At 69.9% G+C, this 22,648-nt stretch carries 25 protein-coding genes; 11 read left to right on the top strand and 14 right to left on the bottom strand.

Annotation, left to right across the window (positions count from 1 at the left end; all coding sequences use genetic code 11):
- Positions 1 to 57: 57 nt before the first annotated feature.
- A complete protein-coding gene (locus HDC34_RS02700) occupies positions 58 to 1,008 on the bottom strand; it encodes a DMT family transporter (protein WP_308807242.1) in 951 nt (316 codons plus the stop codon).
- Between the two features lie 241 nt (positions 1,009 to 1,249).
- Between HDC34_RS02700 and HDC34_RS02695 the strand changes: the two genes are divergently transcribed.
- From HDC34_RS02695 to HDC34_RS02680, 4 genes are all read left to right on the top strand, one after another.
- Positions 1,250 to 2,014, top strand: coding sequence for a DUF429 domain-containing protein (locus tag HDC34_RS02695; RefSeq protein WP_179555738.1), 765 nt, complete (start codon positions 1,250 to 1,252; stop codon positions 2,012 to 2,014).
- Entirely contained in the window at positions 2,011 to 2,706 is a 696-nt protein-coding gene (locus HDC34_RS02690; RefSeq protein WP_218854866.1) for a triacylglycerol lipase, read from the top strand. Before HDC34_RS02695 ends, HDC34_RS02690 begins: the two co-directional genes overlap by 4 nt.
- A gap of 37 nt (positions 2,707 to 2,743) precedes the next feature.
- Positions 2,744 to 3,517 carry a class I SAM-dependent methyltransferase gene (locus HDC34_RS02685; protein WP_179555737.1) on the top strand — a complete coding sequence of 258 codons (774 nt, stop codon included), beginning with the start codon at positions 2,744 to 2,746 and terminating at the stop codon, positions 3,515 to 3,517.
- Between the two features lie 70 nt (positions 3,518 to 3,587).
- On the top strand, positions 3,588 to 4,025 hold the full coding sequence (locus HDC34_RS02680) for a VOC family protein (protein WP_104310568.1): 438 nt from the start codon (positions 3,588 to 3,590) through the stop codon (positions 4,023 to 4,025).
- Positions 4,026 to 4,040: 15 nt separating this feature from the next.
- Here HDC34_RS02680 and HDC34_RS02675 read toward each other — a convergent pair whose 3' ends face one another.
- The 3 genes from HDC34_RS02675 to HDC34_RS02665 form a co-directional block, all read right to left on the bottom strand.
- Positions 4,041 to 4,652 carry a hypothetical protein gene (locus HDC34_RS02675; RefSeq protein ID WP_179555736.1) on the bottom strand — a complete coding sequence of 204 codons (612 nt, stop codon included), beginning with the start codon at positions 4,650 to 4,652 and terminating at the stop codon, positions 4,041 to 4,043.
- 47 nt (positions 4,653 to 4,699) lie between these two features.
- Positions 4,700 to 5,551, bottom strand: a complete 852-nt coding sequence (locus HDC34_RS02670) for an SDR family oxidoreductase (RefSeq protein ID WP_179555735.1) — start codon at positions 5,549 to 5,551, stop codon at positions 4,700 to 4,702.
- Between the two features lie 103 nt (positions 5,552 to 5,654).
- Positions 5,655 to 6,023: a helix-turn-helix domain-containing protein gene (locus HDC34_RS02665; RefSeq protein WP_179555734.1), complete on the bottom strand. Its 369-nt coding sequence runs from the start codon at positions 6,021 to 6,023 to the stop codon at positions 5,655 to 5,657.
- Positions 6,024 to 6,201: 178 nt separating this feature from the next.
- Between HDC34_RS02665 and HDC34_RS02660 the strand changes: the two genes are divergently transcribed.
- The gene (locus HDC34_RS02660) at positions 6,202 to 6,846 is read left to right on the top strand and encodes an NAD(P)-dependent oxidoreductase (RefSeq protein ID WP_179555733.1); all 645 of its coding nucleotides are present in this window, start codon (positions 6,202 to 6,204) and stop codon (positions 6,844 to 6,846) included.
- A 123-nt stretch (positions 6,847 to 6,969) separates the two neighbouring features.
- On the opposite strand, the gene HDC34_RS02655 is transcribed toward HDC34_RS02660, so the two are convergent.
- The 4 genes from HDC34_RS02655 to HDC34_RS02640 all read right to left on the bottom strand — a co-directional run bounded on the left by HDC34_RS02655 (position 6,970) and on the right by HDC34_RS02640 (position 10,835).
- On the bottom strand, positions 6,970 to 7,995 hold the full coding sequence (locus tag HDC34_RS02655) for an NAD(P)-dependent alcohol dehydrogenase (RefSeq protein ID WP_179555732.1): 1,026 nt from the start codon (positions 7,993 to 7,995) through the stop codon (positions 6,970 to 6,972).
- A gap of 89 nt (positions 7,996 to 8,084) precedes the next feature.
- Positions 8,085 to 8,645, bottom strand: coding sequence for a hypothetical protein (locus HDC34_RS02650; RefSeq protein WP_179555731.1), 561 nt, complete (start codon positions 8,643 to 8,645; stop codon positions 8,085 to 8,087).
- Positions 8,646 to 8,686: 41 nt separating this feature from the next.
- Positions 8,687 to 9,349, bottom strand: coding sequence for a GAP family protein (locus HDC34_RS02645; protein WP_179555730.1), 663 nt, complete (start codon positions 9,347 to 9,349; stop codon positions 8,687 to 8,689).
- Between the two features lie 154 nt (positions 9,350 to 9,503).
- Positions 9,504 to 10,835 carry an aspartate aminotransferase family protein gene (locus HDC34_RS02640; protein WP_218854865.1) on the bottom strand — a complete coding sequence of 444 codons (1,332 nt, stop codon included), beginning with the start codon at positions 10,833 to 10,835 and terminating at the stop codon, positions 9,504 to 9,506.
- Positions 10,836 to 11,070: 235 nt separating this feature from the next.
- Here HDC34_RS02640 and HDC34_RS02635 point away from each other — a divergent pair, with 235 nt between their 5' ends.
- The 3 genes from HDC34_RS02635 to HDC34_RS02625 all read left to right on the top strand — a co-directional run bounded on the left by HDC34_RS02635 (position 11,071) and on the right by HDC34_RS02625 (position 13,916).
- The gene (locus HDC34_RS02635; protein ID WP_179555729.1) at positions 11,071 to 12,120 is read left to right on the top strand and encodes a phosphotransferase enzyme family protein; all 1,050 of its coding nucleotides are present in this window, start codon (positions 11,071 to 11,073) and stop codon (positions 12,118 to 12,120) included.
- A gap of 82 nt (positions 12,121 to 12,202) precedes the next feature.
- Entirely contained in the window at positions 12,203 to 13,456 is a 1,254-nt protein-coding gene (locus tag HDC34_RS02630; RefSeq protein WP_151424981.1) for an ammonium transporter, read from the top strand.
- Positions 13,457 to 13,577: 121 nt separating this feature from the next.
- On the top strand, positions 13,578 to 13,916 hold the full coding sequence (locus HDC34_RS02625) for a P-II family nitrogen regulator (RefSeq protein ID WP_104254769.1): 339 nt from the start codon (positions 13,578 to 13,580) through the stop codon (positions 13,914 to 13,916).
- Positions 13,917 to 14,022: 106 nt separating this feature from the next.
- Here the strand turns inward: HDC34_RS02625 and HDC34_RS18125 are convergent, their stop codons facing one another.
- Positions 14,023 to 14,568, bottom strand: coding sequence for a CGNR zinc finger domain-containing protein (locus HDC34_RS18125; RefSeq protein ID WP_179555728.1), 546 nt, complete (start codon positions 14,566 to 14,568; stop codon positions 14,023 to 14,025).
- Between the two features lie 38 nt (positions 14,569 to 14,606).
- Here HDC34_RS18125 and HDC34_RS02615 point away from each other — a divergent pair, with 38 nt between their 5' ends.
- Positions 14,607 to 15,620, top strand: coding sequence for a DMT family transporter (locus tag HDC34_RS02615; RefSeq protein ID WP_179555727.1), 1,014 nt, complete (start codon positions 14,607 to 14,609; stop codon positions 15,618 to 15,620).
- A gap of 148 nt (positions 15,621 to 15,768) precedes the next feature.
- On the opposite strand, the gene HDC34_RS02610 is transcribed toward HDC34_RS02615, so the two are convergent.
- From HDC34_RS02610 to HDC34_RS02600, 3 genes are read right to left on the bottom strand one after another with little or no spacing between them, the layout of a single operon-like run.
- Positions 15,769 to 16,386 carry a 2'-5' RNA ligase family protein gene (locus HDC34_RS02610; RefSeq protein WP_179555726.1) on the bottom strand — a complete coding sequence of 206 codons (618 nt, stop codon included), beginning with the start codon at positions 16,384 to 16,386 and terminating at the stop codon, positions 15,769 to 15,771.
- Between the two features lie 52 nt (positions 16,387 to 16,438).
- Positions 16,439 to 17,332: a dihydrodipicolinate synthase family protein gene (locus tag HDC34_RS02605; RefSeq protein ID WP_218854864.1), complete on the bottom strand. Its 894-nt coding sequence runs from the start codon at positions 17,330 to 17,332 to the stop codon at positions 16,439 to 16,441.
- Positions 17,325 to 18,023, bottom strand: a complete 699-nt coding sequence (locus tag HDC34_RS02600) for an NUDIX domain-containing protein (protein WP_179555725.1) — start codon at positions 18,021 to 18,023, stop codon at positions 17,325 to 17,327. Before HDC34_RS02600 ends, HDC34_RS02605 begins: the two co-directional genes overlap by 8 nt.
- Positions 18,024 to 18,193: 170 nt before the next feature.
- On the opposite strand from HDC34_RS02600, the gene HDC34_RS02595 reads away from it, so the two are divergent.
- Entirely contained in the window at positions 18,194 to 18,775 is a 582-nt protein-coding gene (locus HDC34_RS02595; RefSeq protein ID WP_179555724.1) for a nitroreductase family protein, read from the top strand.
- 124 nt (positions 18,776 to 18,899) lie between these two features.
- Positions 18,900 to 19,679 carry an isocitrate lyase/phosphoenolpyruvate mutase family protein gene (locus HDC34_RS02590; protein WP_179555723.1) on the top strand — a complete coding sequence of 260 codons (780 nt, stop codon included), beginning with the start codon at positions 18,900 to 18,902 and terminating at the stop codon, positions 19,677 to 19,679.
- Between the two features lie 105 nt (positions 19,680 to 19,784).
- Here the strand turns inward: HDC34_RS02590 and HDC34_RS02585 are convergent, their stop codons facing one another.
- On the bottom strand, positions 19,785 to 20,309 hold the full coding sequence (locus HDC34_RS02585; RefSeq protein WP_179555722.1) for a hypothetical protein: 525 nt from the start codon (positions 20,307 to 20,309) through the stop codon (positions 19,785 to 19,787).
- Positions 20,310 to 20,409: 100 nt separating this feature from the next.
- Positions 20,410 to 22,581, bottom strand: a complete 2,172-nt coding sequence (locus HDC34_RS02580; protein WP_179555721.1) for an ATP-dependent Clp protease ATP-binding subunit — start codon at positions 22,579 to 22,581, stop codon at positions 20,410 to 20,412.
- Between the last annotated feature and the right edge of the window lie 67 nt (positions 22,582 to 22,648).

Here is a 22,648-nt window from a genome sequence, read left to right as displayed (position 1 = left end):
TCCGAGCTTCTCCCGACCTCGCCGCAGTGAAGACGCGCGCGCTCGCAAGCCAGCTGATCAGGAGATCCGCGGATGCGGCTCCCCCGGCCGCCGGAACGCCTCGGCGTTCGCGATCACCACGCCGGCGATCACGACGCCGCCTCCCACCAGCTGTCCGACCGCGAACGGCTGGCCCGCCAGCAGGGTGAACGCGACCGTGAACACCGTGATCAGATTCAGGAACACCCCCGCTCGAGCCGCCGGGATCACCGCGAGCGCGCGGTTCCAGAGCAGGTAGGACAGCACCGACGGGAACACGGCGATCAGCGCCAGCGAGGTGGCCGCATCCGCTGACACCGGGAGCTGCGGACCACCCGTCGCGAAGGTGACGGGCGCGACCAGGAGCACCGTGATGACCGCCTGGATCGACGTCGACGTGATCGGCGGCAGCGGCGGTGACCTGCGGCCGATGATCGTGTAGGCCGTCCAGATGCCGACAGCGCCGAACATGAGCATCTGCCCGACGCCGAACCCCGTCTCCAGGAACGCACCGACGTCGCCACCGCTCACCACGACGAACACCCCGGCCAGGGCGATCACCACGCCGGCGACACCGGTCCGCGTGAGGCGCTGCCTGAGAAAGATCGCCGCCGCCACCGCGATCACGGCAGGGTTGAACGCGTTGATGAGCGACGCGCTGAAGGCGTCGCTGTACTGCAACGCCGCGTAGAGCGTCAGGTTGTACCCGGCCAGGCCAGTGCAGCTGAGCGCCAGCAGCCACGGCCACGCCCGCAGCACCTCGCGCCAATCCGGGCGCTCCGCGAAGTGCGCGATCGCGAGCAGCGGCACGGCTGCGAGCGTCCACCGCCACAGCACGAGACTGAGCGGGTCCATCGTCTCGAGCACGGCCGCGCCGACGATGTAGTTGCTCGCCCAGAACAACGTCGCGCCGAGCAGCGAGAGCACCGCGATCAGCAGCGAACGGCGGGCCGACGCATCCGTTCCCGCGATCCTCGACTTCACACTCACGCGCGCACCTCCCCGACCCCGCGCAGCGGAGCGCGCCTCGACCCCGCCAGCCTAGCCAGGTGGCGCCGAACCGACCGCCCCTCGCGGCAGAGCCCCCGGTGCGCGCACCGAGCTGCCAGCCACGGTGACGACACAGCCCGACCACGCTTCCCGGAGACAGAAATCGCGCTGTCGTCACCGTGACTGTCAACCCCGCGGGAGCTGAGCACCGACCAGAGCACGTTCGCGTAGCGTGGCGCGGGTGAAAACCGTTGGCGTCGACCTGGCAGCAGAACCCACGCGCACGGCGCTCGCCAGCATCGAGTGGGGCGCCAGTACGGGTGCAGATGCAGGCGCAGCACGCCTCACCCAGTTGCAGCTCGGCATCTCGGACAGCGAGATCATCGAGCTGGCCGAAGACGCGGCGAGCATCGGCATCGACTGCGCGTTCGGCTGGCCGATCGAGTTCGTGGAGTTCGTCTCGGCGCACGCCGCCCGGGTGCCAGGCACGCACGCACACACCGGCATCGACCTGCGCCGTCGCCTCGCCTACCGGCACACCGACCGGGTCGTGCGGGAGCAGACGGGCCGCTGGCCGCTGAGCGTCTCCACCGACCGCCTCGGCATGACGGCCATCCACTGCGCCGAGCTGCTCGACGGGTTCGCGGCCGCAGGAGAGCAGGTCGACCGCTCCGGCGGCGGTCGCCTCGCCGAGGTGTACCCGGCGGCGGCCCTGCGCGCGTGGGGCCTGCTGACCCCCGGTTACAAGACCAAGCCGGAAGCGCGCGTCCTGGCCGCGCAGATGCTGCTCGAGGCGCTTCCCTGGCTCGAGACGACTCAGGAGCAGCAGGCGCTCCTGGGCAGCTCCGACGATGCCCTCGACGCCGTCGCGGCCTCCCTCATCGCTCGCGCCCACGCGCTCGACAAGACGCTACCGGTGCCGACCGAGCTGCTCGAGGCGGCGACGATCGAGGGATGGGTGGCGCTGCCAACCTGCGGCGTCTCCGAGCTCGCGGGGACCGCATGATCCGCGCCATCCGCCGTTCAGCCACGCGCCTCTGGTGGTGGGCCCTCGACTACGCCTACGTCGTCGCGCAGCAGGCACGCGCCGCACTCGATCGCACGGACCCGGCGGCATTCCTCGACGGCCACCGTGCCCCCGTCGTCGTGATCCCCGGGGTGTACGAGCCGTGGCGCTTCATGCTGCCGACCATCCGCGCCATCCACGCGACGGGACACCCGGTGCATGTCCTCGACCCGCTCGGCTTCAACCGGAAGCCCGTGCCGGACGCGGCCGCGCACCTCGTCGAGGCGCTCGAGCGCCACGACCTCGACGACGTCATCATCGTCGCCCATAGCAAGGGCGGACTCGTCGGCAAGTACGCGATGACGCAGGGCGCGGGGGTGCCGCGCATCCGCTCGATGCTCGCCGTGGCGACACCCTTCGGAGGATCCTCGTACGCGCGCCTCCTGTTCACCCCGAGCCTGCGGATCTTCTCGCCGCGCGACCGCACGATCCTGGCGCTCTCCCTCGAGGAGGAGGTGAATTCCCGGATCGTGTCGGTCTACGGCTGCTTCGACCCGCATATCCCGAAGGGCAGCTTCCTGCTGGGCGCCGAGAACGTGCAGCTGGACACGGGTGGGCATTTCCGCGTGCTCGAGCACCCGCGCGTCCTGGTGGAGTTCGCACGACTCGCCGCGGAGACCGCCGCGGAGTGACCGTGGCGCGTCCAGCTGTCCGGCCTAGCATCACGGCATGACCCCGGATGCACGCAACTGGTTCGACGAGGGCGGGCAGGCGTACGCCCGCTTCCGCCCCAGCTACCCGGCCTCGCTCGCGACCGACCTCGCACGGCTCGCCCCGCGCACGGACCTCGCCGTCGATGTCGGATGCGGGAACGGCCAGTTCACGACGACGCTCGGGGGAGCTTTCGACCGGGTGATCGGTGTCGACCCGAGCGCGGAGCAGATCGCGAACGCGGCTCCGCATCCGGGCGTGGTGTACCAGCAGGCACCCGCGGAGTCGTTGCCTGCTGGCATCGGCAGCGGCTCCGTCGGACTGGTCAGCGCCGCTCAGGCCGCGCACTGGTTCGAGCTGCCCAGGTTCTATGACGAGGTCACCCGTGTGAGCGCCGATGGCGGTGTGATCGCGCTCCTCTGCTACGGCGTCCTCAGCATCGAGGACCCCGCCATCGACGAACGAGCACAGCGCTTCTACGCCGACGACCTCGACGCGTACTGGCCACCGTCCCGGCGGCTGGTCGAGCGCGAATACCGCGACCTGCCGTTTCCGTTCGAGGAGCTCGACTTCCGGGCCCCGAGCATCCGGAAGCGGCTGACCCTAGACGGGCTGCTCGGGTACTTCTCGACGTGGTCGGCCGTCCGCGCCGCGCGGGAGGCGGGCCGGGCGGGCCTGCTGGAGGACGTCGGCCGTGACCTGACGGCCCTCTGGGGCGACCCGGCCACGGAGCGGCTCACGACCTGGCCCATCGGCGGCCGCGTCGGTCGGGTGAGAGCCAGCGGCGTCTGAACCCCGCCCGCGGCGACCGCCCCACCCGGGATTCCGCATCCGCTCGACGACGCTGAGTAGCATGCGCACCATGCCCATCAGACTCGAGAACGTCGGCATCGCCGTCCGAGACATCGAAGCCACCATCGCCTTCTTCACCGACCTCGGCCTGACGGTGCTCGGGCGCGACGAGGTGAGCGGCGAATGGGCGTCCACCGCCGTGGGCCTCGACGGCAACCACGCCAAGATCGCCGTGCTGCAGACGCCGGATGGGCACGGGCAGCTCGAGCTGTTCGAGTACCTCCACCCGGAAGCCATCGAGACGGAGCCGACGCTGCCGAACGAGATCGGGATGCACCGCGTCGCGTTCTCCGTCGACGACATCGACGAGTCGCTCGCGATCGCCGCCAAGCACGGCTGCCACCCGCTGCGGGGCGTCGCCAACTACCAGGATGTGTACAAGCTCACGTACCTGCGGGGCCCGAGCGGCATCATCGTGATGCTCGCGCAGGACCTCACGAAGAGCTGACGCGCCGCGCAGGCGCTACGCGCTCGGCTCGAGCGGCACGATCTGCTGGAAAGGCGGGATCTTGTCCCCGCTCTGGTCGCCGCCGAAGACCGTGCTCTCGCCGCGGTCGTAGACCAGGTCGAACTGCGTGTAGTCATCGCGCAGCCACGCTCCGACCCAGCCGGTCACCGTCTCACCCGGCTGGACGCTGTTGATCGGCGTGTATCCGGCGGCGGTCATCGCCGGCGCGAGTGTCTCCGGGTTCGTCAGGCCGAGCGAGACGTAGTCGAGGTTGACGTCGCGGTCGGTGATGGAGACCAGCGTCGGCCTCTCCGCGCCGCCGTACTCGTCGCCCGCAGTGAAGCGGACCTTCACGAGCACCGCCTGGAGCCCGTCGGAGACGGACGCGTTCGCCGCGGACTCGAAATCTGTCACCATCGCGAGCGTGGTGACGGACGTTCCCGTGAGCTCGTCCGTGATCGTCTGCTCGACGATCGGGGTGCTCGGGGGCTCCGCGATCGTCGGCGTCGGGGACGCCGCCTCAGGGGACGAGCCCCCAGAGGTTCCCGTTCCCGTGCACCCACTGAGTGTGAGCGCCGCGGCGACAAGCGCGGAAACGAGAGCGAGGCGAGCGGCTGCGAACGTCATCGAAAGATTCTTGCACCGAGCACCGCCTCCTGCGTTCCTGACGCCCGCTACTCCTCCGCCAGGTATGCCGCGAACGTCAGCGGCGGCCGGCCGGTGACGCGCTCGACGTCACCGGTCACTCGAGACAGCTCACCGCTCGCGATGGCCGTGTACGTGCTGACCCAGGCGTCGTTCTGCCAGGCGGGCGCACCCCACTTCGCCCGCGACTCGTACGCCTCCTCGATGCTCTCGTCGTGGAAGGTCACCGCCGTGCCCCGAGCGTGCGAGATCGCCGCGGCGATCTCGGTCGCCGTGAGCGCCTCAGGGCCGGTCAGGTCGTAGGTCGCCCCGCGGTGCGCATCCGGTGCGAGCAGCACGCTCGACGCGACCGCGGCCACGTCGGCGCGGCTCACGATCGACACCCGGCCGTCGCCAGCTGGCCCGCGCAGCACGCCGTCTTCGCCGACGAACATCGGCATGACGTCCATGTAGAAATTGTCCCTGAGGAAGGTCCACGTCATCCCGGAGGCCTTGAGGTGCTCTTCCGTCGCGAAGTGGTCACGAGCAAGCGTGAACGTCGAGTCCGGCGAGGCGCCGAAGAAGGACGTGTAGACGACGTGCTCGACGCCAGCTTCCGCCGCGGCGTTGATGAACGCCTTGTGCTCGTCGAGCCGCGACTCGCTCTCTGCCGCGGACACCATGAACAGCGTCCGGATCCCGCGAAGCGCGGCGGTGGATGCGGTGCGGTCCGCGTAGCTGAACGGCGCGACCACGCACCCGGGCAGCCGCGGGGCCCTCGCCGGAGTGCGGGCGAGGAGGAGCTGCGGGGCTCCCGCGTCGGCGAGCAGCTCGGCGACGACGCCTCCGACCGCTCCCGTGCTGCCGGTCACCGCGATGCGGTCGGTGGATGCTGCGGTCATGGTGATCTCCTCGGACTCGGTGCCGCTGTGGTGGGGTTGTGCTGCGGTGGTGGGGCTTCGTGCGTCGAGCCCGGCACGCGTTCGTCTCGGTTCGGCCGAGCGCTCATCCGCGCGCCGCGTCGTACTCGAGCTGCGCATCCGCGACGCCGGACATGTGCTCGGTCGCCCACTCGGTGAGCACGCGCAGCGGGCCGAGCAAGCTGCGTCCGACATCCGTCAGCTCGTAGTCGACGCGGGGTGGCACCTGCGGAAACACGGTGCGCGTGACGAGGCCGTCGCGCTCGAGTCCGCGGAGCGTCTGGGTGAGCATCTTCTGCGAGACCCCATCGACCGCGGCCTGGATCTCCGAGAAGCGCTTCGGCCCCTCGTGCAGCGTGCCGACGACGAGCACCGTCCACCGGTCGCCGATGCGGTCGAGCAGGCGGCGCGACGGGCAGTCGCGCACGTACGGGTCCCAGAGCGGTTCGGACATGCCCCACCTTTCGTTGGTAACTGCACGGTACTCAGTCACCGAGAGAGACTCAAGAGCCACGCCACAGGCACTTTGCGGTAACCGACGCTCCCCAAAGTGCCTTCTTCCCCTCCCCGCAGTTGGTCTCCTACGGTGACTGTCGGCGCCCGACACCGGTCGCCGAGACGAAAGGACCACCATGGCCAAGATCACCATCCTCGGCGGAACCGGATACGCCGGAAGCAACCTCGTCAAGGCGGCAGCGTCCGCGGGCCACGAGGTGACCTCGTTCAGCCGCTCGCGCCCGGACGAAGAGATCGAGGGCGTCGCCTACGTCAGCGCCAGCGTCCTCGAGGACGGCACGCTCGAGCACGCCATCGACGGCGCCGACGTCGTGGTCTCCGCACTCGCGCCTCGCGGCGACCTGGAAGGCCGAACCCGCGGCGTGCTCGCGCAGGCCGCGGCTCTCGCCACCGCGAAAGGCGTGCGCTTCGGCGTCGTTGGCGGTGCCGGTTCGCTCTTCGTCGCCGAGGGCGGCCCACGGCTGTTCGACACGGAGGGCTTCCCGGATGCGATCAAGCCGGAGGCCGCCGAGATGGCGGGCGTACTCGACGACCTCCGCGCATCCGCCCCTGAACTCGACTGGTTCTACGTCAGCCCCGCCGCCGCGTTCGGCGCCTGGGCACCCGGTGAGGCGACGGGCGAGTACCGCATCGGCGGCGACGTGCTCCTCACCGACGCGAACGGCGACTCGAACATCTCCGGCGCCGACTTCGCAACCGCGATCATCGCCGAGATCGAGCACCCCGCCCACCGTCGCGCGCGCTTCGGCGTCGCGTACTGAACCGCGGCACCGGCAGGCCTGAGGGTTGCGCATGCTCCTGGCTCAACCACCATGCACAACCCCCAGGTCTACGTGCGGCGCAGCGGGGAGGCGGACCGGGAGGCGGGAGCGAGCTGGCGCGAACTAGGGGACGATGACGGCGCGACCGCGGATCTCGCCGGCGTGCAGCTTCTCGTAGGCGGCGGGTGCCTCGTCGAGCGAGAACTGCTCGACGTGGATGTTGATGGCGCCGCGCTTCGCGAGCTCCACGACCTCCATGAGCTCCGTCCTGGAGCCCCAGTTGATGGCGCGGCCCGTGACGTCGAGCGGCACCGTCGTCTGACCGATGGGCACGGCGCCGCTCGCGACACCCACGACCACGACCGAGCCGGCGGCCGCGACCATCTTCGCCGACAGGTCGGCCGTCGGCTGGATGCCGACGAAGTCGAAGACGACGGTCGCCCCGAGGCCGCGGGTGAGGTCCTTGACCGCTGGGATCGCGTCCGGGTTCGACAGGAACGTGTGGTCCGCACCGACGGTGCGGGCGAGCTCGAGCTGCGCCTCGCCGACGTCGAGCACGACCACCGTCGCGGCCGACAGCGCCTTGAGCAGCTGGATTGCGACGTGGCCGAGGCCGCCGGAGCCGATGACGACCGCGGTCGAGCCGGGAACGAGCTTCGGCAGTGCCGACTTCACGGCGCGGTACGGGGTGAGCCCAGCGTCCGTGAGCGACACGTTCTTGACCGGGTCGAGGTCGCCGAGCGGCACGAGGTGGCGCGCGTCGTCGACGATCATGTACTCGGCCATGCCGCCGTCGCTGAAGATGCCGGGCGCGCGCATCCCCTTCTCGCAGTTCTGCTCGGCCCCGCTCGCGCAGTGGTAGCAGCGGCCGCAGCCCCACGGCCCGTAGACGATGACGGATTCACCGATCTCGACGTCGTGGACGCCGCTGCCGATCGCCTCGACGATGCCAGCGACCTCGTGGCCGAGCGTGAGCGGCAGCGGCTTGAAGGAGTAGTCGTCCTCGGATGCGCCCATGATGAACTCGTCCGAATGGCAGGCACCGGCGGCCGTCACCTTGAGCAGGATCTCGCCGGCGGCTGGCGTGGGGGTGTCGATCTCGACGAGTTCGGGGCGCGAGCCGATCGCGCGGTACTGCAGTGCTCTCATGGCGCTGCCTCTCTCCGGGCGGAGCGACAGCCCGGCTTCAGTGTGCGGCGCGAGGCGCCGCGACCCCGGAAGTGGGGTTGCGTCCGATGCTACGCCTCACTATGTGATGAGTCAGCGAATTCCGGCTGGGCGAGCACAGCGCGACGGCCCCACCAAGCCCTGACGCCGCTCCTGACGCCCACCCAGACCGCGAGCAAGAGCAAGACCAGCGCGGCGCATCCGCTCGTCGCCCACATGACTGCACTCCAGCCAGTGTGGTCGCCACCGCCGGTGCCGAACGCATCCGCGATATTCATGCCGACACCGAACCACGCCCAGAAGAAAGGAAGCCCACCGAGGAGCAGGAGGCCCGCTGCCACGGCAGCGCTCTGGACCCACGTCGCGCCCCGCCTGAAGGCGAGCACAAGACTCCCGAGCCCCAGCAGCAGCCCCGGCCCCAGGAGCATGACAACCACCCAGACGTGAATGGTCTCGTTGGAGCGAGCTGCGTGGATGTAGATCTCCTCGAGGGTCATGTCGGGGACCGCTGCGAGAGGGTCGAGCACAAGAACCTGCAGCATCCCGAGGCCCGCGTACCCAGCCACAAGCAGGAACCCGACACCGCCGACCACGATGGCAGCGGCCGACCGCTCCGGCTTCGCGACGCTCATGTGAGTGAGACTACCCATGGCCGCCACGATGCCCACACTGCTCACACGAAGAAGGCGGCGACTGCGACGCAGACGGCCGCGAGCGTGAAGTGCAGCCCGGCCATGGGTCGGCTCGCGCTCACCTCGCCGCTCGTGAGGCGCGTGTACACCGCGCGGAACCGGTCGCGGGGGCGATCCTTGAGCACGATGCCGACCACCAGCACCGCCACGGTCGGCACGGCGTAGATCACGGCGTACCCCGCGAGTGCAGCAACAGCCGCGGCGCTTGGAACCTCGGCGTCGATGAGCCGCTCCACCGCGAAGAACATAGGGAACGCGTTCGGGAGGTCGGCGAGCGTCGCGACGACACCGAGTGGGAACGCGGTGAGGGGATTCACCCAGCGCAGCAGCGGATAGCCGCGGCGCTCGCGCGTGCGGAAGCGTCGAACCCCGAACACGACGAACATGACCCCGAAGCCCACGAAGATGATGCGCCGCATCCACGTCGCCAGATCCTCGACGAGCGTGCCCGCGAAGCTCGCCCCGAAGTACACGAGCATCGTCAGCCCGAAGAACGCGACGACAGCACCGGCCGCGTAGACCCAACCGGTCGCGGCGGGCCGTTGCACGGTGAGCAGGATGAGGATCACGACGGCGATCGTCGACAGGTTCAGCGAGTCGACGACCGCGAGGCCGATGAGCGCCGCGATGAGACCGCCGCTCACTGCTCGCTTCCCCGCATGCCGTGGACTCTACCGGGCGCGGGCGCCTTCAAAGGCCTCTCGCCCCTCGCGACGTGGCACCCCGACAGCGCATGCGTGGGCGCCAGCCGTGCGAGGATGAGCGCCGCAGACGCGGCAACCCATCGACGCAGTCGCGTCAGCGCACCGGCACGTCCGCGAGTGCCGCGGCGAGCGCATCCGTGAACCGGTCGATGTCGTGCTCCTGGAACGACAGTGGGGGGCGCACCTTGAGCACGTTGTTGTTCGGCCCGGCGGTCGAGGTGAGCACTCGGTGCTCGCGCAGCGCGTTGACCAGCGCGAGCGCGGTCGCACCGTCCGGGGTCTCCGAGGCGGGGTCGGCCACGATCTCGACTCCCGTGAACTGGCCTGCCCCGCGCACGTCGCCGATGCGCGAATCCCCCACCGAGCGGATCGCGGCGCGCAGCTGATCGCCGACAACTGCCGCGCGCTCGGGCAGGCCCTCGTCGCGCAGCACATCGAGCACCGCCTGCGCGGCCGCGATCGCGACCGGGTTGCCGCCGAAGGTGTTGAAGTACGGGATCCCCGTGGCGAACGGCTCGAGCACCTCGGGCCGCGCGGCCATGCCGGAGACGGGGATGCCGTTGCCCATGGGCTTCCCCATGGTCACGATGTCGGGCACGATGTCGTGCCGGGCGAAGCCCCACATTCGCGGGCCGAGGCGACCGAAGCCGGGCTGCACCTCGTCCGCGATCCAGACGCCACCCGCTTCGTGCACGGCGTCGAACGCGGGCCTGAGGAAGCCAGCCGGGTCGGCGGCGACGCCGTCTGAGGAGAACACCGAGTCGGCGAGGAACGCCGAGAACTTCACCCCGTGCTTGGCCAGGTCGGCGATCGCGGCGCGGATATCGGCGGCGAGCTTCTCCCCGACCAGCTCCGGCGCGGTGCGGTAGGTGTCGGGCCCCGGCACCGTGCGCACCTCGAGGCCGAGCGTCTGGCCGCTGCCGAGCGCGGGCGAGACGGCCGAGGTGAGCCCGGACGTGCCGTGGTACGCCTCGCTCGTGACGATGACGCCGCTGCCACCCGTGTAGGCGGCCGCGACGCGCAGCGCCAGATCGTTCGCCTCCGAGCCGGTGCACTGGTACATGACCTGGCCGATCTCGGCGGGCATGGTCGAGAGCAGGTCCTCGGTGTAGTCGAGGATCGCCTCGTGCAGGTAGCGCGTGTGCGTGTTGAGCGTGCCGGCCTGCGCCGCCATCGCCTCCACGACCCGCGGATGCGCGTGGCCGAGGCTCGCGACGTTGTTGTACATGTCGAGGTACTCCACGCCGTCGCTGTCGTAGAGGTATGTGCCGCTGCCGCGAACGAGGTGCACGGGGTTCGAGTAGAAGAGCCGGTAGGAGGGCCCGAGCAGCCGCGTTCGCCGCTCGACCATGGCCTCGGTTTCGGCCGCCGCGGAGGACTCCCCCACCCGGTAGCTGTTGCCGTCCATGATCGTCGATCTGCTCACGTGACGCGTCCTCTCCCGCGGGCGCACTTCGCCCGTTCGGCGCTCCGATCCTGACCGGCGAAGGCAAGCGCACTGTTTCCTCCCGGTAAATCGTGTGTAACGAGTGCCCGTCTGGGCCGCATCTTCAGCGAATCAGCACCTAGACATGGAACACCCCGCACTCAGCCGGCACACACCAGAGCCGCCGCGACCCGCGCATCCGCTGCCCGGATCGCCCCAGCCCGAGGAGACGACCATGATCGAGGCAACGCTCAAACAGCCCGTCTCGGGGCTGCGCGTCTTCGACGCTCTCGTCAAGGGTGAGCCCGCTCCCAGCTGGCTGCACGACGGGATGCTCGCCGCGTTCGGGATCCCCCCGGAGGCCTCGACGAAGCTCATCTCCGTCTCCGAGAACGCGTCGTACCTCGTCGAGCTCGGCGGCCAGCCCGTCGGCGTCGTCCGCCTCCAGCAGCCCGGCTACCAGGAGGGCGACGAGCAGCTCCGCTCGGAGATGCTCTGGGTCGAGGCCATCCGCGACTCCGGATGCGCGGACGTCCCGTCCCCGATTCCCGGGGCGGACGGGCAGGTGACGCAGCGCATCCAGTCGCCGGACGGGCTGACGCTGAAAGCCGTCTACTTCGAGCACGTGACCGGCTCGATCCTGCAGGACGTCGACGACGCGGCCCCGTGGTTCACGGAGCTCGGGCAGATCACGGCACGCCTGCACGACCACGCCCGGAGCTGGCGGCGGCCCGCCGGCTTCGACCGCTTCACCTGGGGCCTCCCCGACCTGCTCGGGTCCACCGCACGGTGGGGCGACTGGAGACGCGCCTCGCTGACGCCGGCGCAGCTCGACCACCTCGAGCGCGCCGAGATGGCGGCGCTCATGCGCGTGCAATCCGCGCCAGCCGGCTGGCAGGACTGGGGCCTCGTCCACTCAGACCTCCGCCCGACCAACGTGATCCGCGACGGCGAGCGCCTCATCGTCATCGACTTCGACGACTCGGGCTTCAGCTGGTTCCTCTACGACTTCGCGTCTGCCCTCACCTTCCAGGAGCACAAGCCTGAAGTGCGCACCATGGCGCGCAACTGGATCGACGGATATCGATCCGAGGGGCAGCTCACCAGGGCGCAGCTCGAGCTCGGCTGCGCACTCTCGATGGTGCGCACCCTCACGATGCTCGGCTGGAGCACCACGCACCGCGACGAAGCCCTCCCGCCGGACCTGCAGGGCGGTGGCGTCATCGACGCAGCCATCCTCGCCGCCGACAACTTCCTCGCCTCGCCCACCTGGCTCGTCGACTGACTTCGGGGCGACCACGCCCCGACTGCTCCACCCGTGCATCCCGCACGCCCCTCTCCCATGACCCCAACCCAAGGAGCCATGTATGCCCGCTGCCGATCTCGCCTGGATGCTCGCCGCATTCGGTCTCGTCCTCCTGATGTTCCCCGGAATCTCGTTCTTCTACGGAGGAATGCTCAACAGCAAGAACATGCTCAACATGGCCATGATGGTCTTCGGATCCATGGCCGTGGTCGCCGTCATCTACGTGCTCTTCGTGCACGGCATGGTGCTCGGCAACTCGGTTGGCGGTGCCGGAATCATCGGCGACCCGCTCGCGTTCGTCGGCATGGAGTCGTTCATGACCGACGCGTCCGAGGGCGACATCATCTCCGTCGACGCGTACTGGGGCGCCTTCTACATCCTGTTCGCCGCCATCAGCATCGCGATCGTCGCGTCAGGCGCCGCCGGCCGCATGAAGTACTGGGCGTGGCTGATCTTCGCCGCGCTCTGGACGATCCTCGTCTACGCGCCCCTCGCCCACTGGGTGTTCGCGTTCACGAGCGATGACGGCGAGACGGTCGGCGGGTGGATGCGCAACGTCCTCGGCCTGCACGACTACGCCGGCGGCACGGCGGTGCACATGAACGCAGGCGCTTCCGCCGTCGCCCTCGCGATGGTGCTCGGCCGCCGCAAGAACACGGAGCTGCGACCCCACAACATGCCGCTGGTGCTGCTCGGCGCGGGCCTCCTGTTCTTCGGCTGGATCGGCTTCAACGGCGGCACGGCCGCTGGCGCGAACTTCCTCGCCGGCTACGTCGTGCTCACCACCACCCTCTCCGCGCTGACCGGCGCGTTGGGCTACCTGCTCATCGAGCGCATCCGCGACAAGCACGCCACAACGCTCGGCATGGCGACCGGCATGATCTCGGGCCTCGTCGGCATCACCCCCGCAGCGGATGCGGTCACGCCGGTCGGAGCCCTCGCGCTCGGCTTCATCACCGGTGCCGTCGTCGCGCTCTGCATCGGCTGGAAGAACCGCGCGAAGGTCGACGACGCGCTCGATGCGTTCTCCGTGCACGGCATCGGCGGCATCGTCGGAGCCCTGTTCGTCGTGTTCCTCGGCGCAGCCGCGGCACCGGCCGGCATCGCTGGCGTCTTCTTCGGTGGCGACCCGAGCCTCCTCTGGCGCGAGCTGATCGCCATCGTCGTGACCTGCGTGTACGCGTTCGTCGTGACCTACCTCATCGCGTGGGTCATGAACAAGATCGTGCCCATCCGCGTGCCGGACGACGTGGAAGCGGTCGGCCTCGACCGGGGCATCCACGCCGAGCGTGCGTACGAGATGGAGACTCGCTGACCATGATGGGTGCATCCGCCCGACCGCAGTTCGCCCCGCGCGACCAGAACACGCAGACACCCCGTGTCCCGAACGACCAGAACACGCAGACAACGCCCGCACAGAAGAGGAGCGCCCGCCGATGAAGCTCGTGACCGCAGTGATCCAGCCGACCAAGGTCGACGATGTGAAGGACGCCCTCGAGGCGGCAGGCTTCACGGGCCTCACCATCACCGAGGTGGAGGGGCACGGCCACCAGAAGGGCCTCACCGAGTACTACCGGGGCCAGGCCGTGAAGGTCTCGTTCCGCGCCAAGACGCGCGTGGAGGTGCTCGTCGCCGACGAGACCCTCGACAAGGCGCTCGAGGTCGTCGTCGAGGCGGCCCGCACTGGCAACGTCGGCGACGGCAAGGTGTGGGTGACGGATGTGAGCCACGTCATCCGCGTCCGCACCGGTGAGTCCGGGCCCGCCGCCGTGTAGCTCGCGCCGGCCGGCTCCCCCAAGAGCGTTGTGGCCCGTTGTTGTTCCCGGCACTGGGAGCAGCAACGGGCCACTACTTCGTGCCTCGGAGTTGGTTCCCGGAGCCTCAAGCGTGCGGATGCTCGCGGCGGCGGGCGCGGTACGCCGCGACGGCAGAGCGGTTCGCGCAGCGCGTCGAGCAGAAGCGCTTCGTGCGGTTGCGGGTGAGGTCGACGACGACCCCCTCGCAGCCGTCGGCGCTGCAGATGCTGAGGCGCGACATCTCGTCGGCGCGGATGAGGTCGACGACCGCGAGCGCCGTCTCGACCGAGACGCGCTCGTCGAAGGGACGGTCGGCGTCGACGGCGTGCAGGTGCCAGTCGTGCGTGTCGTGGCGGACGAGCTGCGGGGTGGCGTCGTACTCGACGAGCGTCTGGTTGACGAGGGCCGCCGCCGAGTCCCGGTCGGCGGTGAGCAGCTCCCGCAGGCGAGGTCGGATCGCGCGGACGCGCTCGAACTCGGCGTCGCCCCCGTCGAAGCGGCCCGTGTAGCCGAGGTCGCGGAAGAAGTCGGCGAGCTCGTCCCGGGTGCGGAGCGTGCGCGGTTCGACGTCGCTGTTGACGATCGCCGCGGCAGCAGCGAGCGCCTCCTCCGTGTCATTGGTGAAAAGCACCTTTGCAGATTACCAAACGCGAGTTAGTGTCATGTTCTATGAAGGCAAACGCCAATGACTCGACGATCGCAGCCGCCGCGGCGAGCACGCCTGCGCCGAACACGGCCCCGCTCGCAACCCTCGCACCTGCGGCCAACTCGCGCCTCGCATCCGGCCTCATCTTCGCCTTGATCTCGGCAGGTGCCTTCGCCCTGTCGGGCCCCTTCGCGCGCGGGCTCCTCGACGCTGGCTGGACACCCGGTGCCGCCGTCACGGCACGCGTCTCCCTCGCCGCACTCGCGCTGGCCCCCGTCGCGCTCCTGGCACTGCGCGGCCGCTGGCGCCTTCTCGCCGACCGCGGCAACCTGATTCGCCTCGGTGTCTACGGAGCCATCGCCGTCGCCGGCACGCAGCTCGCCTACTTCACGGCCGTCGCGACCCTGCAGGTCGGCGTCGCCTTGCTCATCGAGTACACGGCACCGGCCATCGTCGTGCTGTGGATGTGGCTGCGGCACCGCCAGCGCCCCCACGCCCTCACGCTCATCGGCGCGGGCATCGCGGCCGGCGGGCTGCTGCTCGTGCTGCAGATCTTCGGTGGCGTCCAGCTCGATCTGGTCGGCGTGCTGTGGGCGCTCGGCGCGATGCTCGGCGTCGCCTTCTACTTCGTCATGTCGGCCGACACCGACACCGAGCTCCCCGCGACCGTGCTCGCGGGTGGCGGACTGCTTGTCGGAGCCATCGTGCTCGGACTCGCCGGGCTGGTCGGCGTGCTGCCGATGACCGTGACGGATGCGCCGGTCCAGCTCGGAGGGGCGTCCATGCCATGGTGGGCCGCGGTCCTCATGCTCGGGCTCGTGACTGCGGCGGGGGCCTACGTCACCGGCATCGCGGCCGCGCGCCGCCTAGGTCCGCGACTGACCTCGTTTGTCGGGCTCTCCGAGGTCGTCGGCGCCGTGCTGTTCGCGTGGCTGCTGCTCGGCGAGCTCCCCAACCCGGTGCAGCTGACCGGCGGCGCGCTGATCCTCGTCGGCGTGGTCGTCGTCCGGCTCGGCGAGGCTCGCATCACCCGCTGACCTGCACGATTCGTTCGGCTCGCTCGGCTCGCTCGGCTCGCGACGGCGGGTCAGCCGCGGGCGGCGGGCGCTCTGACCAACATCAGTGCGATATCGCTCGAAAACCGGCGCAAACCGGCCGCGCGGGCCGATTGTGCACTCATGTTGGTCAGGCGAGCTGGTGCGCGGTGCCGACGCGCGCGTCCCAGAGCCGCAGCTCGGTGGCCTGCGCCTGGATCGGCTCCAGCTCGAGCGCCGAGAGTGCGCGATCCAGGTCGGTCAGCTTCAGGCGCCGGGCAAGGGTGACGTGCGGCGTCCAGCTTCCCGGCGTCGTGTGCGGCAGATCCGAGGCGGCCGAGACCGTTCCGGAGAGCGCGTGCACCTCGGCGTGGAGCTCAAGCAAGCCGCTCGTCGGCAGCACGGTCCGGGCGAGCACCGCGCGGTCGCCGTGCCGGAACAGCAGGGGCGCACCCAACGTCACCGCCAGGGGAAGGCGACCGGAAGCTCGGCGCACTTCGGCAGACACGAGCGGAGGATGCACCGTCGCAGCATCGGGCTCGGACTCCGCGGCGGCGCCAGCACCAGCACCAGCACCAGTGTTCAGCCCTGCAGCGTCGATCGGGGCGACGCCGCCGCGCACCAGCAGCGACAGATGCGGACGGTTGCTGGCACTCGTGTGGGCGCCCATGCTGGACACGCCGAGCTCCTGCAGCACGCGCCACTCGTCCCGGATACGGGCCTCGGTCACGGGGTCGAAGAGCAGCTCGAGGCTGACGATCTCACTCACGCGTCACCCGCCGAACCCCGGCGCACCCACCACCCTCCGAACCTGCCCAACTTCAGATCGCGCGGAGCGCCGCCGCGACGGCACGCTGACCCGAAGCATCGAGCTCGTGCACGGGCCTCGGCAGGTTGACGGTTGGCACGAGTTCGAGCTGGGCGGCGATGGCGGATGCGACGCGGTAGCTGCCGTGGGCGCGGAACAGCTCCCAGAGCGGGTCGAGTCGCGCCGAGAGGCTGAGCGCGAGCTCCGCCTCGCCCCCGAGCGCGGCCCGGGTGATGGCGAGGCACTCGGTGGGGAGAACGCCGGCGAGCACCGAGTACCAGACGTCGCATCCGCCGAGCAGGCCGGCCGCGGCGTAGGGGTCGCCGCTGATGCCGACGGAGATGGGCCGGCCGACCGCGTCGCGGAGCGCGGTGACTCGCGAGCTCACCTGTGCCACGTCCAGCGATGCTGGCGGGATCTTGATCGACCGTACGAGGTCGAGGCCGGCGATGCGCGCGTGCAGGGCGTCGCTCACGACGATCCCCGTGGTGGTGGGGTTGTCGTAGACGATGATCGGCAGGCTCGAGGTGGCGGCGACGTCTTCGTAGAGCCCGTAGACCTCGTCCTCGGTGAGCGGCTGGTACGACACCGGGGCGAGGAGGACGGCCGCGGCGCCGGCATCTTCTGCCGAGCGGAGGTTCTCGAGCACATCGCGGGTCCGGAGCGCGCCGATGCCGACGATGACGGGCACGGACCCGGCGTGCTGCACGGTGAGCTTCGCGACGGATGCCCGCTCGGCGACGTCGAGGTACGCGTAGCTGCCGGTCGAGCCAAGCGCGCTGATTGAGTCGACCCCGGCCGCCTGCATCCGCTCGACGAGCCCGGCGTAGCGGGCCGCGTCGACGCCTGTCGATGTGATGGGTGTGAGGGGGAAGGCGCTGAGGCCCTCGAACAACGGGTCAGACATGGGTTCCTCCTCGCGAGGCGGGCCAGGGCAGGTTCAAGGCCGCCCACTGCAGCAGCAGCACGGTCTTCGCGTCTTGGATCTCGCCGCGCGCGATCATCCGCAGCGCCTCGTCGAAGTCGAGGGCGACCGATTCGATCTCCTCGCCCTCCTCCTCGACGCCGCCACCGCCGGTGACTGACGCGTCGGCCGACCAGGGGGCTGCGAAGAAGTGGATGCTCTCGGTCACTGACCCTGGGCTCATGAACAGCTCGAAGACCGGGGTGACCTGGCCGACGACGACGCCGAGCTCCTCCTCGGCTTCGCGGCGGATCGCGTCCTCCGGGGAGTCGCCGTCGAGGAGGCCGGCGGCGGTCTCGAGGAGCATGCCGTCTTCGTGTCCGTTGACGTAGACGGGGTAGCGGAACTGGCGGCCGAGGAGCACTTTGCGTGCGTCGAGGTCGTAGAGCAGGATCGTGGCGCCGTTGCCGCGGTCGTAGGTCTCGCGCTGCTGCGTCGCCCATTCGCCGTCGCGTCCGCGGTACCGGAACGTCGTGCGCCGCAGCACGTGCCAGCCGTCGGACGTGACCTCGACGTTCTCGACCTCGACGTTGGGGTTGCGGGTCAGGTCACGTCCGACGCGATCGAGGCCGGTTCGACCGCGGCTGTCGGGCACGTCGACGCCGAGATGCCCGTGGGTGTGTGGATGCGACATGCCCCAAAGATACGCACGGGCTCGGGCGGGCGCATCTGGAAATACGCCGTAACCCTGATCGCCCCGCACAGCTCGGGGGAATAGCTTGCAACTACAACTGGTTGTTGCCGTACGGGTGGCCACGGCCACCTCCCCCGCAGACCCGCGCATCGCGCCAAGAACGGAGTCACATGACCGAGCAGCTGACCGTCCGCAACGAGACTTCCGTCCCGATCCTCGACGCCCTCTCCGACCGTTGGAGCCCGCGCGGTTTCGACGCGAACCATGAGATCTCCGATGAGGACCTCACGGCGATCTTCGAAGCCGGGCGGTGGGCGCCCTCGGCGAGCAACACGCAGCCGACGACCCTCGTCGCTGGGGCCCGCGGCACGGCGACGTTCGACAAGATCTACGGCGCCCTCATGGACTTCAACCTCGCCTGGGCGGACCGTGCCTCGCTCCTCATCGCCGTCACCGTCGAGCATGAGCGCGACGGGAAGGCGCTGCGCTGGGCCGAGTACGACGCGGGCGCAGTTGCCGCGCACCTCTCGATCGAGGCGCAGTCGCGTGGCCTCCACACGCACCAGATGGGCGGCTTCCACGTGGATGCGCTCGCCGAGGCGCTCGAACTGCCCGCCGGTCGGACCCCGATCACGGTCATCGCCGTCGGCCAGCACGACGACTCGGACGCCGTGAACGAGAAGATCCGCGCCCGCGACACGTCGCCGCGCTCACGACGCGAGCTCAGCGACTTCGCGTCGATCGAGCGCTGAGCCGCGGCCCGACGAGGCTCACCGCCCGGCATCAGCCGGGTGCCGTAAGAACAGTGACCGTGGCCGCACGGCCATATCGCTCGGGTCGCCCCGGCCCGCATCACCAGAAGCAGAGGACAGCACGATGACGGATGTCAGCACAGCAGACCGCGCCAATCGCTTGGCAGAACTTCACCAGGCCCGGGAGATCCTCCGAGTCGTGAACGTGTGGGACGCGATCAGCGCCCAGACCGTCGCGGCCCTTCCCGAGACGAAGGCCATCGCGACCGCGGGCCACTCCATCGCCGCCTCCTACGGCTACGCCGACGGCACCATGCCCCTCGACGTCGCCCTCGCGGGCGCCAAGGTCATCGTCGACGCCGTCGACCTGCCCGTCACGGCCGACCTCGACGACGGCTTCGAGGACCCGGCCGAGACCATCCGCCGCGCCATCGGGCTCGGCATCGTGGGCGCCAACGTCGAGGACCGCCTGCGTCCGTTCGACGAGTCGGTCGCCCGCGTCGCCGCCATCATCCGCGCAGCCGAGGGCGAGGGCGTCAACTTCCAGCTGAACGCGCGCACCGACGCCATCGTGCGCGGCGGCGAGCGCCCCATCTCCGAGAGCATCGACGACGCGATCGCCCGCGGTCGCGCGTTCATCGACGCTGGCGCATCCCTCGTCTTCGTGCCGGGCGCCGTCAACCGTGAGACGGTCGAGCCGCTCGTCGAGGGCCTCGGCGTCGGCAAGCTGTCCGTCATCGGACTCCCCGGCGCGCTGACGGCGGCAGAGTTCCAGGAGCTCGGCGTCGCCCGCGTCTCCTACGGCCCGCTCACGCAGCGCGTCGCACTGCGCGCGCTTCGCGACCTCGCCACCGACCTGTACGGCACGGGCGTCATCCCGGAGGACACGCCCGCGCTCAACTAGTCGCGACGCCCCTTTCGGGGCCAGCACAGAGCGGCCTTGTGGTCGTCAGAACTGAGTTCTGACGACCACAAGGCCGCTCTCTGCGTTCAGGCGGTGACGCTGCGTTCAGGCGGTGACGCCGACCTCGCCGGTCACCGGGGCCGCCGCCGCGCGCTTGCCCGCCCGGGCGCCGAGCGTCGCACGGAACCACAGCGCACCCGCGACGGCGAGGCACACCATGAACGCGCCGAGTGCGCTGACGACCGGCACGAGCGCCTCGCTCGGACCCGCGACGAACGGCATGAACGCGACGACGAAGAACGCGACGACCGCGATGGCCGGTGAGAACAGCAGCGGCAGCATCCACGCCTTGAAGAGCGGGGTCTCACGGAGCGCGATCCACCCGAACGTCGTCCCGACGGCGTAGACGGCGTAGACGATGAGCCCGACGATGGAGACCAGCAGCACCAGCGGCACCAGCGTGCCGAGGAAGAACTGGTACGCGTCCCGGCCGAAGAGCACCATGACGTCGTCGCTGGCGATCGGGACGGAGGTCAACCTCCGCAGCGACAGCGCGACGACGCCGACGATGCCGAGCACAGCCACGACGGGTGCGGCGATGAGTGGCAGTATCCAGCGCAGGTGCTCCATGCCGCTCAAGATAAGCGGGGTAGTGGATGCACGGCGCGCGCGACGCGCCCGAGTTACCCACCAGAGATCTCCGGCACCACGCTCCCCCGCCGCCAGCCGCCTACTCCACTGCGGCCGAATGCGGCGTCGTCGACTGCACGTTGAGCGAGTCGCCGTCGCTCGCCACGACCACCGAGACGGTGTCGCCGTCGCGCACGGTTCCCGCGAGAAGCGCCCGCGCGAGGCGGTCGTCGATCTCGCGCTGCATGAGGCGCCGCAGCGGCCGGGCCCCGTAGATGGGGTCGTAGCCGCGCTCGGCGAGCCAGGCCCGCGCATCGTCGTCGACTTTGATCGTGAGCCTCCGCTCGCCCAGCCTGCGCTGCAGGCGGTCGATGTAGAGCGCCACGATCTGCGCCAGCTCGTCCTGCGAGAGCGCGCTGAACACGACGATGTCGTCGAGGCGGTTCACGAACTCCGGCTTGAACGACTGCCGGACAGCCGCCATGACGCGGTCCTCGCGCTCCTCCTGGGAGAGCAGCGGGTCGATCAGGAACTGCGAGCCCAGGTTGGAGGTGAGGATGAGGATGACGTTGCGGAAGTCGACCGTGCGGCCCTGCCCGTCGGTGAGCCGCCCGTCGTCGAGCACCTGCAGGAGGATGTCGAAGACCTCCGGATGCGCCTTCTCGACCTCGTCGAACAGCACCACCGAGTACGGCCTGCGCCGCACGGCCTCCGTGAGCTGCCCGCCCTGCTCGTAGCCGACGTACCCGGGAGGGGCGCCGACGAGTCGGGCGACGGAATGCTTCTCGCCGTACTCCGACATGTCGATGCGGATCATGGCCTTCTCGTCGTCGAAGAGGAGCTCGGCGAGCGCACGCGCCAGCTCCGTCTTGCCGACACCGGTCGGGCCGAGGAACAGGAACGAGCCGGTGGGACGGTCGGGGTCTGCGATGCCCGCGCGAGTGCGGCGGATCGCATCCGCCACCGTCGCGGCGGCCTTCTCCTGGCCGACGAGTCGCTTGCCGAGCTCACCCTCCAGGTGCAGGAGCTTCTCCATCTCGCCCTGCAGCAGGCGCCCGACGGGGATGCCCGTCCACGCGGCCACGACCCCGGCGATGTCCTCGGCCGTGACGTGGTCGTTGACGAGCTTGGGCCCGCCATCTTCCGTGGCCTCGGCCTCATGCAGCTGCTTCTGAATGCCAGGCAGCTCACCGTAGAGGAGACGAGAGGCGAGCTCGAGGTTGCCCTCGCGCTGCGCACGGTCGGCGCGCATGCGGATGTTGTCGAGCTGCTCGCGCAGCTCGCCGATGCGGTTGAGGGATGCGCGCTCGACGTTCCAGCGCTCCTTCAGCTCCCCCAGGCGCGCATTCTTGGCGTCGAGGTCGGCACGGAGCGCGGCGAGACGCTGCTTGGACGCGTCGTCGTGCTCCTTCTTGAGCGCCAGCTCCTCGAGGCGAAGCCGGTCGACCTGCCGCTGGAGCGTGTCGACCTCGACCGGCGAGGAGTCGATCTCCATGCGGAGGCGGGACGCGGCCTCGTCGATCAGGTCGATCGCCTTGTCCGGCAGCTTGCGGCCGGTGATGTAGCGATTCGAGAGGGCGGCAGCGGCGACGAGCGCCTGGTCGGCGATCGAGACCTTGTGGTGCGCCTCGTACCGCTCCTTCAGGCCGCGGAGGATGGCGATCGAGTCTTCGACGCTGGGCTCGCCCACGAACACCTGCTGGAAGCGTCGCTCGAGCGCCGCATCCGACTCGATGAACTGGCGGTACTCGTCGAGCGTCGTCGCGCCGATGAGGCGCAGCTCGCCGCGGGCGAGCATGGGCTTGAGCATGTTGGCGGCCGAGATGCTCGACTCGCCGCCGCCAGCGCCCATGAGGGTGTGCAGCTCGTCGATGAAGGTGATGATGCGGCCGTCGGACTCGGTGATCTCCTTGAGCACCGCCTTGAGCCGCTCTTCGAAGTCGCCGCGGTACTTGGCCCCCGCGATGAGCGCCGACATGTCGAGGCTCACGAGCTCCTTGTCCTTGAGCGACTCGGCGACGTCGCCGGCGACGATGCGCTGGGCGAGGCCTTCGACGACCGAGGTCTTCCCGACGCCGGGCTCGCCGATCAGCACGGGGTTGTTCTTCGTGCGGCGGGTCAGCACCTGGCTGACGCGGCGGATCTCGGAGTCACGCCCGATGACCGGGTCGAGCTTGCCCGAGCGGGCGATGTCGGTGAGGTTGATTCCGTATTGTTCGAGTGCGCTCTTGGCCTCTTCGTCTGGTGCCTGAGCGCCTTGCATGTTTGCCATGGGGCTCCTTGTTGAACGTGTGCTTTCGACTCAGACAAATAAGAGTTGAGTCGTGATGACTCAAGTT

Origin of the sequence: Pseudoclavibacter sp. JAI123, from assembly GCF_013409665.1 — a bacterium.
GTDB lineage: Bacteria > Actinomycetota > Actinomycetes > Actinomycetales > Microbacteriaceae > Pseudoclavibacter.
Note: the sequence above shows the minus strand (reverse complement) of the source record. Positions and strands in the feature narration are given on the sequence as shown.